Raw genomic sequence first — 13,393 nt, 5'->3', positions numbered from 1 at the left:
TGAGAGTATAGATGGGGGGGGATTGACGCTTTTCAACCCCCAACGGAGAGGGGAATGCAACTTGACATGCCTACGCCCTTCAGGCGCGACAGGGTTTTGTCCGCAACAGCCCGGCTGCTGTAAGGGCCGAGCACCACGCGATTCCAGCCACCACCCGCCGTAATGCGGCTTTCGATGCCTTCAAACGCCAGGCGTGCACGCACAGACTCTGCCTGATCGGTCGCACGGAATGAACCGCACTGCACCATCCACTTCTGCTTCGATTCTGGCTTGGTTTCCTGCTTGGCCGTTTCCTGACTGACTTCCGGCTTGGCCTCAGGTTTCGGCTGCGGTTTTGGTTCAGGGTGCTTAACCTGCACCGGCGGTTGTGTGACCGGTTGCGGCTTAGGTTTCGGCTGGGCCTGTTGCTGCACAGGTTGCGTCGTCGCGCCGTTGTTGAACGGATTACGCGGCTGCGTTACCTGTGGTTGCTGCTGTATGGGTTGTTGCTGTACCTGCTGTTGTTGCATTTGCTGCTGACGGTTATTACGCGCTGCGGCTTGTGAAGGATCGTTATACGGCACTTCATTGAGCTGCGTTGGGCGCTGTTGCATATCCGCCTGCATCTGATCCAGCAGTTGGCGCTGTTCAGCCGTCAGCTGTGTTTTGGAACTGGCTTCGCCGCCGGCCGTAGGTTCGGTCGGGGTTTGTACGCCAATCTGACGATTTTCCAGCTCTTTGATGTAGCGCCAACGCTCTTCCGGTTTCGGCGGTAGGCCGTTACCCGGACGCGTGTTGTGCACAGGCAGCAGCGGCGCGTCATCCGGCTTGTTGTGCGTAATGAAATAGAGGCCACCGATAAAAATCACCAGCAGTGCGACGGCCAACGCCAACACGGTTTTGGAGACCTTCGGAGAACTGCGTTTTTTACGGCTGGGGGGTTTACGCTTAGCTCCTGCTGCGCGCCCACGGCTTACATAGTCTTTTTGTGCCACTATTATTCCGCTGTGTCCTGATGAGGGGATAAGTCCGTCATGTTACTGAACCCTAAAATATTTGACTAGCGTTTAGGGGCAGCGGTGCTGCCTCTGATAATCAATTCACTGTCCAAAAGCCGGGAGCCGCTTGCCACGGTCTGTCCGTGCAACTGCTCCAACAGCAACAGCATTGCTTGCTGGCCAATCTGGTAGCGCGGTTGAGCCACTGTGGTTAACGGTGGATCGCAATATTGCGCCAATTTGATGTCATCAAAGCCGACGATGGAAAGGTCTTGCGGTACGCGCAGCCCCATTTTTTTCGCCTGCGACAACACGCCGATCGCCATGACGTCACTGTGGCAGAAAATTGCCGTCGGTGGTTTTGGCTGTGCCATCAGCGCCGCCAGCGCCTGAGCGCCAGCTTCGTAGGTGAAATCACCCCGGGTAATATAGCTGCTTTCGACGCTAATGCCATTACGACGTAGCGCCTGAATGTAACCTTGCAACCGATAATGGCTGAGCGGCATCTGTTCAGGCCCGGCGACACAGGCGATTTGTTTGTGTCCGAGCTGATGTAAATAATGTACGGCTTCGAAGGCGGCCGTCAGATTATCGATGTGTACCGTCGGCAGTTCCAGTTCCGGAGCAAACTCGTTGGCCATCACCATCGGTGGCAGATTACGTTGTTCTTCTTTACTGGCATCGAAGGGTAAGTTTGAGCCGAGCAGCAGCATGCCGTCGATTTGTTTGGTAATAATCAGATTAACAAAGGTGCGTTCCTGCTGATTTTGCTGCGCACAGTCGCCAATGAGCACCAGATAGCCCTGTTGTGCCGCTGTTTGCTCGATCCCTTGGATCACGTCGGCAAAAAACGGATCGCAAATGTCGGGGACGATCACCAGGATGGTGCGGGATTCGTTGCGTTTGATATTACGGGAGAGGGCGTGGGGAGAATAGCCAACGGCCAGCACGGCCTGTTCCACTTTCTGACGCGTCGGCGTTGACACCTTTTCCGGATTCATCAACGCACGCGATACGGTTGCCGTTGAAACGCCCGCCATTTCGGCAACGTCTTTCATGGTTGCCATGGATAATTCTTTCTTGTGTTCCAACGCCTTTCTCCTTGCGTTAGCCCCATGCCAACGCGACTGCTTCAGTTTGCTCACAAATTCTGGCGTGCGGTGGTGTTGTTATGATTTAGCGCCATCCGCGCGTAAACATTCGGTCACGGTGCTGCAATCGGTGACAAAATTGCCTTCACAGACATTCTAAACAGAATATGTCCTGCCTTTGTTACCTAATTTGCATAAAAAGTGTGACCCAGGAAGGTTTTTTAGCGTTCGCTCGCAATTTCAAGGGTAAGCGTTTGCATTGCATGAACTGAATCAGACTTTTCTGGGTTCAGCTGTCTATCGGATCGATGTCTAGCGTCCATTTCACCTTACGTGCCTGTGGCAGAGTGCCGACCAGTGGCAAGGAACTCTTCATCAACTGTTGTAACACCCGCCGTGAAGGGTGTTGCAGCAAGAGCTGCCAGCGGAAGCGCCCACCGCGTTTCGATTGCAGTGCAGGAACTGGCCCCATCACCCAGAGCGAATCATCTTTTAGTGGGCTGGCTTCCAACAGATTACGCAGTTGCTGCAGGAATTGCGGCGCCTGCTGGTTATCGTGATCTTCCGAGCGCACGATGATATGACTGGTATACGGCGGAAGGAACACACTATTGCGTTCTGCCAGTGTCTGTTTGGCAAAGGCATCGTAGCCCTGTTGAAGCAGTATTTGCAGTAACGGGTGTTCCGGGTGGTGTGTTTGCAACAACACCTCACCCGGTTTCCCCGCGCGGCCTGCTCGGCCTGAAACCTGGGTATACAGCTGGGCAAAGCGCTCGGCGGACCGGAAGTCAGCGGAGAACAGTGCACCGTCAACGTCCAGAAGTGCCACTAACGTTACATCTGGGAAATGGTGGCCTTTTGCCAACATTTGAGTGCCGATCAAAATGCGTGAACCGCCACGGTGGATATCTGCCAGGTGCTGTTCGAGCGAGCCTTTACGGCTGGTGGTATCGCGATCGATACGGGTGATTGGCGTTTCCGGGAACAGTGGCGCCAGCTCATTTTCCAACTGCTCGGTGCCGACACCGACTGACACCAGATGCGTTGATCCACACTGTGGGCACTGATGGGGCACGGGGCGTTGGCTGTCACAGTGGTGGCAGCGCAGTTGCCGCTGGTTCTGGTGAAAGGTGTAGTAATGATCGCAGCGTTGGCATTCGGCGATCCAGCCGCATTCATGGCACAACAGCGCCGGTGCGTAGCCGCGTCGATTAAGGAACAGCATCACCTGATTGCCGGCTTTCAAATGGTGTTGCATGCTTTTCAGCAACGGCTGCGACAGACCCACTTTTAGAGGCAGGCCTTTCAGATCGATCAGGTGCTGCGTCGCGGGTTTGGCGTTGCCGGCGCGCTGGGTGAGTTTAAGCTGGCGATATTTGCCCAGTTGCACATTGTGCAAGGTTTCCAGCGCCGGCGTGGCGGTGCCCATCACCATGGGGATGTTTTCCTCACGGGCACGGAATACCGCCAGGTCGCGAGCGTGATAACGCCACCCTTCTTGCTGTTTATAAGAACTGTCGTGTTCTTCGTCGATGATGATCACGCCCAGGTTTGAAAACGGGGTAAACAGCGCCGAACGGGTGCCGATGACAATCGCTGCCTCGCCACTGCGGGCGCGCAGCCATACCGCCAGTCGCTCGCTGTCGTTGAGGCCGGAGTGCAGTACCTCCACCGGGGCGTTAAAGCGCTCGCGAAAGCGGGCAATGGTCTGCGGCGTCAGGCCGATTTCCGGCACCAGTACCAGCGCTTGCTTACCCTTGGCCAGAATGTTTTCCAGCACGCTGAGATAGACTTCAGTCTTGCCGGAACCCGTGACCCCGGCCAACAACCAGGTGGCGAACCGATCGTCTTCGCTGCGGATGGCGCCTACGGCCGTGGCCTGTTCGGTGTTGAGCCGCAGCCGTTCACCCAGTACTTCAAAGCCTGGCCGCCAGTCCTGAGTTGCGACTGTCTGGGCGCGTAAGTCGACTAATCCCTTAGCGCGTAACGCTTGCAACGCGCTTTCGGTTAACTCCAGCTCACTGACCTGATGACGATAGACAGGACGCTGCAGCAGCGCGGCGAGGGCCTGTTGCTGTTTAGGCGCACGCTTCAGGCTTTCCGGTAGGGTGGCACGGCCCTGCTCGGTGGCAAACCACTGCCATAATGGTGCGGTTTCGGCGGGCTTTCCCTGGCGCAGCAGGATCGGCAGTGCGTGAAACAGCACTTCGCCGATGGGGTAATGATAATAGTCACTGGCCCAGCATAGAATGCGCCACAGGCTGGGTGAGAACAGGGACGCATTGTCGATCACGCTGTCGATCGGCTTGAGTTTATCCAGCGGTAATTCGCTGGTCTCGCTACAGCCGGTGACGATACCTATTGCCCGTTGTTTGCCCCAGGGAACGCTCACGCGTGCGCCAACTACCGGCTGCAGATCTTGCGGCAGCAGATAGTCGAAAGTGCGGGCGAGGGGTACCGGCAAAGCAACGTGAACAACAGGCATGAGGTCATCCAGAGTAAAAAAACAGTCCATCAGTTTACACGGCGCATCGGCAAATGTACGGATCCGATTGCGCGGCACTTTTAATTCTGTATAATTTGCCGCCTTTGGTATAATTCGATACCAAATTTATTATCAACCACGTGTGGTGTCTGGCGAAACAGGGCTGGATAGCGACACGGCCTTAACTGAGGTTTCCCATGAAACAAGGTATCCACCCAAAATACGAATTAGTTACTGCTAACTGCTCTTGCGGTAACGTGATCAAAATCCGCTCTACCGTGGGTCACGATCTGAACCTGGACGTTTGTGGCGAATGCCACCCGTTCTACACTGGCAAGCAGCGTGACGTTGCTACCGGTGGCCGCGTTGACCGCTTCAACAAGCGTTTCAGCGTACCAGGCGCTAAGAAATAAGATTTCTTATCGTCAGATGAAAAAGGCGCCTTCGGCGCCTTTTTTCGTTTCTACCCTCTGCATTCGCAGACCGGCACTTAATATTCCCAGGTATCGGGATCCACACCCAATTCACGCATCAGCAGTTTCGCGGCTTCCGGGATTTCATCGCTGCGTTCTTTGCGCAGGTCTTCGTCGTTCGGCAGCGGCTGGCCGGTAAAGGCGTGCAGAAATGCTTCGCACAGCAATTCGCTGTTGGTGGCATGACGCAGGTTATTGACCTGGCGACGCGTCCGTTCATCGGTGAGGATTTTCAGAACCTTCAGCGGAATGGATACCGTGATTTTTTTTACTTGCTCGCTTTTTTTACCGTGTTCAGCGTAAGGGCTGACATACTCGCCGTTCCACTCAGCCATGGGACACCTTAAATTTGTCAGAAAAATTACAAAATTCTAAAAACCGGCCAATTATGCCCGATCTTCACTGTTCTCACTAAATAAATGTCAATTTTACGCGACCAGGGTCACTGAATGCTGACGATCAATAGGTGTCGCCTATGCATTCCGGGTTAACATCGTATCGTCATATCAAACTGGCATAATTTTAGCGGGTATTATGGCTTTGCTCAATCTATACGCAAAGAAGTTTAGATGTCCAGATGTATTGACGTCTATCGTTGCTGCGATTAATCTTTAGGCCTCATTCATCCGAATCCCGAGAGCCGAGAGACCCTATGACGCGTAAACCTGCCACGATTGCCGTACGTAGCGGCCTGAACGATGACGAACAGTACGGTTGCGTTGTTCCGCCGATCCACCTGTCCAGTACCTATAATTTTACTGACTTCAATCAGCCTCGTGCTCATGACTATTCACGCCGCGGTAACCCGACACGCGATGTGGTGCAGCGTGCACTGGCCGAGTTGGAAGGGGGGGCTGGGGCCGTGATGACCAGTAGCGGGATGTCGGCGATCCATCTGGTGACGACCGTGTTCCTGCAACCCGGCGATCTTCTGGTGGCTCCGCATGACTGTTATGGCGGTAGCTATCGTCTGTTCGACAGCCTGAGTAAGCGTGGTGCTTACCGCGTGCTGTTTGTCGATCAGGGGAATGAAACGGCATTACAGCAGGCGTTGGCGCAAAAGCCCAAGTTGGTACTGATTGAAAGCCCAAGTAATCCGCTATTGCGGGTGGTGGATATCGCCGCTATTTGTGACGCTGCCCATGCAGCAGGTGCGATGACGGTGGTGGACAATACCTTCCTCAGCCCGGCATTGCAGCAGCCTATCAGCCTGGGGGCGGATTTGGTGGTGCACTCCTGCACCAAGTATCTCAATGGTCATTCTGACGTTGTGGCCGGAGCGGTCATCGCCAAAGATAAAGATCTGGCGGTTGAGCTGGCCTGGTGGGCCAATAATATCGGCGTGACGGGTGGTGCGTTCGACAGCTATTTACTGCTGCGTGGCATGCGTACGCTGTCACCACGCATTAAGGCAGCGCAACAAAACGCCGAAGCGATTGTCAGTTATTTACAGCAGCAACCCTTAGTGAAAAAGCTGTATCATCCTTCTCTGCCACAGAACCCTGGGCACGAGATTGCACGTCGTCAGCAACGCGGCTTTGGCGCGATGCTCAGCTTTGAACTGGACGGTGACGAAGCGCTATTGCGCCGTTTTCTGTCTGCCCTTGAGTTGTTTACTCTGGCAGAATCGTTGGGCGGCGTAGAAAGCCTGATCTCGCATGCAGCGACCATGACCCATGCAGGTATGGCGGCGGAAGCCCGTGCGGCGGCCGGTATTTCCGAAAGCCTGCTGCGTATCTCCGTGGGTATTGAAGACAGTGAAGATTTGATTGCCGATCTGGAACGAGCCTTCCAGGCGGCGGCAACGAGGTAAGCATGAATGCAATTGCGGTAGCAGGGCCGGTGAGCGGGCGTCAACTGCACAAGTTTGGCGGCAGTAGCCTGGCGGATGTGAAGTGTTATCTGCGGGTGGCCGGGATCATGGCCGAATACAGCCAGCCGGGCGACATGATGGTGGTGTCGGCGGCCGGCAGTACCACCAACCAACTGATCAGCTGGCTGAAGCTCAGCCAGAGCGATCGCCTTTCTGCACATCAGGTTCAGCAGACGTTACGCCGTTATCACAGCGAATTAATAAGCGGTCTGTTACCGCCGGAAACCGCTGAGCCATTGATCGCCGAATTTATTCAGGATCTGGAGCGTCTGGCAGTCTTGCTGGACGATAAGCTCGACGACGTCATCTACGCTGAGGTGGTTGGCCATGGCGAGATCTGGTCGGCACGCTTGATGGCAGCGGTACTGAACAAGCTGGACATGCAGGCGGCCTGGCTGGATGCGCGCGATTTCCTGCGTGCGGAACGCGCCGCTCAGCCGCAAGTTGATGAAGGCCGTTCTTATCCGTTGTTGCAACAGTTGTTGGCCCAACACCCGGGTAAACGTTTGGTGGTGACCGGCTTTATTTCACGCAACGACGCCGGTGAAACCGTGCTGTTGGGGCGTAACGGCAGTGACTATTCTGCAACCCAGGTCGGTGCGCTGGCCGGGGCGGAACGCGTGACCATTTGGAGTGACGTGGCAGGGGTTTACAGCGCCGACCCGCGCAAGGTAAAAGACGCTTGCCTGCTGCCACTGCTGCGTTTGGACGAAGCCAGTGAACTGGCGCGTTTGGCGGCACCTGTGCTGCACACCCGCACCCTGCAGCCGGTATCCGGTAGCGATATCGATCTTCAACTGCGTTGCAGTTATCAGCCGGAACAAGGCTCAACGCGTATCGAACGTGTACTCGCTTCTGGCACGGGGGCGAAGATTGTCACCAGTCATGATGATGTGTGCCTGATTGAGCTGAATGTTGCCAGCCAACATGATTTTAAGCTGGCACAGAAAGAACTGGATCTGGTGCTCAAGCGTGCGCAGATCAAACCGCTGGCGGTAGGTATTCATCCGGACCGTAACTTGATACAGCTATGCTACACCTCGGAAGTGGTGAACAGCGTACTGCGTACGTTGCAGGATACGGCGCTGCCGGGTGAACTGCAGCTGCGTGAAGGGTTGGCGCTGGTGGCGCTGGTGGGGGCCGGTGTGTGTAAGAACCCGCTGCACAGCCATCGTTTTTATCAACAGCTGAAAGACCAACCGGTAGAGTTTATTTGGCAGTCCGAAGATGGCATCAGTATGGTGGCGGTGCTGCGCAAGGGGCCTACCGGGTTACTGATTCAGGGCCTGCACCAAAGCCTGTTCCGTGCCGAGAAACGTATTGGTCTGGTGCTGTTCGGCAAAGGCAATATCGGTGCACGTTGGCTGGAGCTGTTTGCCCGCGAGCAGAAAAATATTTCCGCCCGCAGCGGGTTTGAGTTCAGCCTGGCTGGTGTGGTGGACAGTCGCCGCAGCTTGCTGAACTACGATGGCCTGGACGCCAGCCGCGCATTGGCATTCTTTGAAGACGAAGCGCAAGAACTGGACGAAGAGTCACTGTTCCTGTGGATGCGTGCGCACCCGTTTGACGATTTGGTGGTGCTTGATGTCACCGCCAGTGAAAGTCTGGCTGAGCAGTATCTGGATTTCGCCAGCTATGGTTTCCATGTGATCAGTGCCAATAAGCTTGCGGGGGCATCCTGTAGCGACAACTATCGCCAAATTCGCGATGCCTTCGCCAAAACGGGCCGCCATTGGTTGTATAACGCCACGGTTGGTGCGGGCCTGCCTGTCAATCATACGGTACGAGACCTGCGCGACAGCGGTGACAGCATTCTGGCGATAAGCGGCATCTTCTCGGGTACGCTTTCCTGGTTGTTCCTGCAGTTCGACGGCACGGTGCCGTTCACCGAGCTGGTGGATCAGGCGTGGCAGCAGGGGCTGACAGAACCGGATCCACGGGTTGACCTCTCTGGTCAGGACGTGATGCGTAAGTTGGTGATCCTGGCGCGTGAGGCGGGTTACGATATTGAACCGAACCAGGTCCGCGTCGAATCGCTGGTGCCTGCAGGGGCTGAACAGGGCTCTGTCGATCAGTTCTTCGAAAACGGCGATGCGCTGAATCAGCAAATGCTGCAACGTTTTGAGGCCGCCAATGAAATGGGGCTGGTGCTGCGACACGTGGCGCGCTTCGATGCCAATGGCAAGGCGCGTGTCGGCGTGGAGGCAGTGCGTCCTGAGCACCCGCTGGCGTCGCTGTTGCCGTGTGATAACGTGTTTGCCATCGAAAGCCGTTGGTACCGAGACAATCCACTGGTGATCCGCGGTCCGGGTGCGGGTCGTGATGTCACCGCCGGTGCGATCCAGTCAGACCTTAACCGTTTGGCGCAACTGCTTTAATTTCCTTGTGGGTGCGGATCCTCCGCACCCCGCGTTTTTCCTGCCATAATTATCCTTGTTTTGAATATGAAATTCTTTCTCTTAACGGGTGAGGATTAATCACCTTATTTCCCTCATTTTCCTGTTGACTCTTTAGCCAACATACGGCATTTTCTATCTAGACGTCTAAACGTATAGACGCTTATTAAAATAAAGCAGAACAGTGATCGATAAGAGGCGGACAGGGTATGAGTTTTTTTCACGCAAACCAGCGGGAAGCGCTGAATCAGAGTCTGGCGGAGTTAAACGGTCAGATTAACGTATCATTCGAGTTCTTCCCGCCGCGCACCAGCGAGATGGAAGACACCCTGTGGCAGTCCATCGATCGTCTGAGCAGCCTGAAACCTAAATTTGTCTCTGTGACTTATGGCGCAAACTCCGGTGAGCGTGATCGTACCCATAGCATTATCAAAGGGATTAAGGATCGTACAGGCCTGGATGCGGCTCCCCACCTGACCTGTATCGACGCCAGCCCAGATCAGCTGCGTGAGATTGCGACCGACTATTGGAACAGCGGTATTCGCCATATTGTGGCCCTGCGTGGTGACTTGCCACCGGGCGGCGGAAAGCCCGACATGTATGCTACCGATTTGGTGGCTTTGCTTAAAGATGTCGGCGATTTCGACATTTCGGTTGCGGCTTATCCTGAAGTGCATCCAGAAGCCAAAAGCCCGCAGGCGGACCTGATTAACCTGAAGCGTAAAATCGATGCTGGTGCGAACCGTGCGATTACCCAGTTCTTTTTCGATGTGGAAAGCTACCTGCGGTTTCGTGACCGTTGCGTTGCGACCGGCATTGACGTGGAAATTGTGCCGGGCATTCTGCCGGTGTCCAACTTCAAGCAATTACAGCGTTTTGCCACCATGACCAACGTGCGGGTGCCGAGCTGGATGACCAGCATGTTTGAAGGGCTGGATGACGATGCCGAAACCCGCAAAATGGTCGGTGCCAATATCGCGATGGACATGGTGAAGATCCTCAGCCGCGAAGGGGTGAAAGACTTCCATTTCTATACGCTGAACCGCGCCGAGATGAGTTATGCCATTTGCCACACGCTGGGTGTGCGTCCGGCGGCTATTGCCTAATTTTATTGATGAATGATGAAAAGGGCGCTGTGTAATGACAGCGCCCTTTTTATTGGAAAAAAACGGCCCCTGAAAGCAGGGGCCGTACTTTGTCGCTTAACCTAGCCGGTATTACGCATCCCGGCGGCAACGCCGGCAATGGTGACCATTAGCGCTTGCTCAACGCGGGCATCTGGCTGTTCTTGCTGGCGTGAACGGTGTAACAGTTCAGCCTGCAGTACGTTCAGCGGATCGGTATACACGTTACGCAGCGCGATGGATTCGGCGATCCACGGCAGATCCTCCATCAGGTGTGCATCATTGGCAATTGTCAGCACCACTTTGATGTCGCTCGCCAATTGGTCGCGTAACTGTTTGCCAAGTGGCCACAGTGACTTATCGACCAGACGTTGATCGTAGTATTCCGCTAACCACAGGTCTGCTTTGGCGAAGACCATTTCCAGCATCGCGATGCGGGTAGAGAAGAACGGCCAGTCGCGGCACATCGCTTCCAATTGATCCTGCTTGCCGGCTTTTACCGCTTCTTGCAAGCCGGCACCGGCACCCAGCCAGGCGGGCAGCATCAGCCGGTTCTGAGTCCAGGCGAAGATCCACGGGATAGCGCGTAGGCTCTCTACGCCGCCGTTTGGCTTGCGCTTGGCCGGACGTGAGCCCAGAGGCAGTTTTCCCAACTCCAATTCCGGCGTTGCTGCGCGGAAATATGGCACAAACTCCGGATTCTCGCGTACGTAGCCGCGGTACATGTTGCATGAGGTGTCTGACAACTCATCCATCAGCGTGCGCCACTCTTTCTTCGGTTCTGGCGGCGGCAACAGGTTGGCCTCCAAAATTGCGCCAGTGTAAAGCGCCAGGCTGCTGATGGTGACTTCCGGCAGACCAAATTTGAAGCGGATCATCTCACCCTGTTCGGTGACGCGCAGGCCGCCTTTCAGGCTGCCCGGCGGTTGCGACAGCAATGCCGCATGCGCCGGTGCACCGCCACGGCCAATTGAGCCTCCGCGGCCGTGGAACAGCGTCAGTGCCACGCCAGCCTTCTCACAGGTTTTGATCAGTGCATCTTGCGCGCGGTACTGCGCCCACGATGCTGCCATTACCCCGGCGTCTTTCGCCGAATCAGAATAGCCAATCATCACCATCTGTTTGCCCTGGATAAAGCCGCGGTACCAGTCAATATTCAGCAACTGGGTCATTACGTCGTCGGCGTTATTCAGGTCATCGAGGGTTTCGAACAGCGGTGCGACTGGCAGCGCGAATGGGCAGCCGGCTTCTTTCAGCAACAGATGCACCGCCAGCACGTCAGAGGGGGTGCGAGCCATGGAAATCACGTAGGCGGCGATTGATCCCTGGGGGGCTTCGGCGATCACCCGACAGGTTTCCAGCACTTCCTGGGTGTCGGCGCTCGGTTCCCACTTCAGCGGTACCAGCGGGCGTTTGGAGTTCAGTTCGCGGATCAGGAATGCCTGTTTATCGGCTTCCGACCAGCTTTCGTAATCACCCAGGCCGAGATAGCGCGTCAGTTCGGCGATGGCTTCAGTGTGGCGTGTGCTTTCCTGGCGAACATCGATACGCACCAGGGGGACACCAAAGCAGCGTACGCGGCGTAAGGTATCGAGCAACTGGCCATTGGCGATGATGCTCATACCACAAGCCTGCAGTGACTGGTAACAGGCGAACAGCGGTTCCCACAGTTGCTCGTTATTGACCAACAGGTCATGCGGTTTCAGTACACGCTCGCCTTTAAGGCGGCCTTCCAGATAAGCCTGAGAACTCATCAGTTGGCTGCGCAACTGCTTCATGATCTCGCGGTACGGCTCCTGCACTTCGTCACCACCGGCACGTGCACGCAGTTCTGGCGTACATTCGGTCATCGACAGCTCAGATACCAGCACCTGAATATCACGGGTGAACAAGTCGCAGGCCTTCCAGCGGCTCAGCAGCAGCACGTGTCGGGTAATTTCGGCAGTGACATTGGGGTTGCCATCGCGGTCACCGCCCATCCAGGAGGTGAAGCGTACCGGTACGGCTTCTGCCGGCAGGCTGTAATCGATGGAGTTTTCCAACTGTTCGTTGAATTCACGCAGGAAGGCAGGCACACCTTCCCACAGGCTGTTTTCGACTACCGCAAAGCCCCATTTCGCTTCATCGATAGGTGATGGGCGATGCTTACGGATCTCGTCGGTATGCCATGACTGGGCGACCAATTGACGCAGGCGGCGCATGATCTTGTTGCGCTCGTAATCGGCCAGATCGTTATGGTCCAGTTGGCTGAGGCACGTGTTAACTTCAACCAGCTTGTGGATCAGGGTGCGGCGGGTAATTTCCGTCGGGTGCGCGGTCAGCACCAGCTCGATGGAAAGCTGAGATACCGCATTTTGCAGCTCTTTGGTGCTGAGCTTTTTGTCTTTCAGACGAGTGAATAACTGGGCCAGCGCCTCTGGGTTGCTGGCCGCCTCGCCATTGGGCGAAATGCTGTGGTACTGCTCGGCGACGTTCGTCAGATTGAGAAACTGACTGAATGCACGCGCAACGGGCAGCAACTCGTCGTTGGACAGGTTTTGTAAGGTAGAAAGCAGCTCTTGGCGATGCGCTTCGTTACCTGCACGTGAAGATTTGGAAAGCTTACGGATAGTTTCAACGCGATCGAGAATATGCTCGCCCAGCGCTTCTTTGATGGTATCGCCGAGCAATTTGCCGAGCATACTGACATTACTTCGCATTGCCGAATATTGTTCGTTCATATAACCCCTGACCCAGTTCTGTATTTACCCTTCATCTTTCAAGCCGCAGCAGCGTTGGCTTCACGCTCCCATCTCTGTCACTGGGTTGATCCAGGCTCCAGGGGATTTACGTGTTAGCCGCGTGACTGTGTCCTGAAATCTATTGGGTAGATGATTTTTATCTTGTAAGTAAATTTCACGTGCCAGGCGAAGAGCGCCTGTTTCATCTCGCCACGTTCCTGTCCAATCGTCAATTGACACTATTTTTAGCAAAA

At 55.3% G+C, this 13,393-nt stretch carries 9 protein-coding genes; 4 read left to right on the top strand and 5 right to left on the bottom strand.

Annotated elements, in window-relative coordinates; translation table 11 throughout:
- Positions 1 to 32: 32 nt before the first annotated feature.
- The 3 genes from ftsN to priA all read right to left on the bottom strand — a co-directional run bounded on the left by ftsN (position 33) and on the right by priA (position 4,553).
- Positions 33 to 974 (bottom strand): cell division protein FtsN, encoded by a 942-nt coding sequence (ftsN, locus tag AC2FC2_RS21595; protein WP_490308901.1) that lies wholly within the window; start codon positions 972 to 974, stop codon positions 33 to 35.
- 65 nt (positions 975 to 1,039) lie between these two features.
- On the bottom strand, positions 1,040 to 2,068 hold the full coding sequence (cytR, locus tag AC2FC2_RS21590) for a DNA-binding transcriptional regulator CytR (protein ID WP_209640016.1): 1,029 nt from the start codon (positions 2,066 to 2,068) through the stop codon (positions 1,040 to 1,042).
- A gap of 289 nt (positions 2,069 to 2,357) precedes the next feature.
- Positions 2,358 to 4,553, bottom strand: a complete 2,196-nt coding sequence (gene priA / locus AC2FC2_RS21585) for a primosomal protein N' (protein ID WP_490659893.1) — start codon at positions 4,551 to 4,553, stop codon at positions 2,358 to 2,360.
- A gap of 197 nt (positions 4,554 to 4,750) precedes the next feature.
- On the opposite strand from priA, the gene rpmE reads away from it, so the two are divergent.
- Positions 4,751 to 4,966, top strand: coding sequence for a 50S ribosomal protein L31 (gene rpmE, locus AC2FC2_RS21580; protein WP_209640010.1), 216 nt, complete (start codon positions 4,751 to 4,753; stop codon positions 4,964 to 4,966).
- A gap of 77 nt (positions 4,967 to 5,043) precedes the next feature.
- On the opposite strand, the gene metJ is transcribed toward rpmE, so the two are convergent.
- Positions 5,044 to 5,361, bottom strand: a complete 318-nt coding sequence (gene metJ / locus AC2FC2_RS21575) for a met regulon transcriptional regulator MetJ (protein WP_012147461.1) — start codon at positions 5,359 to 5,361, stop codon at positions 5,044 to 5,046.
- 317 nt (positions 5,362 to 5,678) lie between these two features.
- Here metJ and metB point away from each other — a divergent pair, with 317 nt between their 5' ends.
- From metB to metF, 3 genes are all read left to right on the top strand, one after another.
- Complete coding sequence (gene metB / locus AC2FC2_RS21570) at positions 5,679 to 6,839, top strand: cystathionine gamma-synthase (protein ID WP_490659892.1); 1,161 nt, start codon at positions 5,679 to 5,681, stop codon at positions 6,837 to 6,839.
- A 2-nt stretch (positions 6,840 to 6,841) separates the two neighbouring features.
- The gene (locus AC2FC2_RS21565; protein ID WP_209640004.1) at positions 6,842 to 9,277 is read left to right on the top strand and encodes a bifunctional aspartate kinase/homoserine dehydrogenase II; all 2,436 of its coding nucleotides are present in this window, start codon (positions 6,842 to 6,844) and stop codon (positions 9,275 to 9,277) included.
- 227 nt (positions 9,278 to 9,504) lie between these two features.
- Entirely contained in the window at positions 9,505 to 10,401 is an 897-nt protein-coding gene (gene metF, locus AC2FC2_RS21560) for a methylenetetrahydrofolate reductase (RefSeq protein ID WP_265556737.1), read from the top strand.
- Between the two features lie 101 nt (positions 10,402 to 10,502).
- Here metF and ppc read toward each other — a convergent pair whose 3' ends face one another.
- On the bottom strand, positions 10,503 to 13,139 hold the full coding sequence (gene ppc, locus AC2FC2_RS21555; RefSeq protein ID WP_209639998.1) for a phosphoenolpyruvate carboxylase: 2,637 nt from the start codon (positions 13,137 to 13,139) through the stop codon (positions 10,503 to 10,505).
- Positions 13,140 to 13,393: the final 254 nt, after the last annotated feature.

The organism is Serratia sp. CoH_122_TC_1, assembly GCF_058191755.1.
The sequence above is the reverse complement of the archived record's forward strand: the minus strand, read 5'-3'. Positions and strand labels throughout refer to the sequence as shown.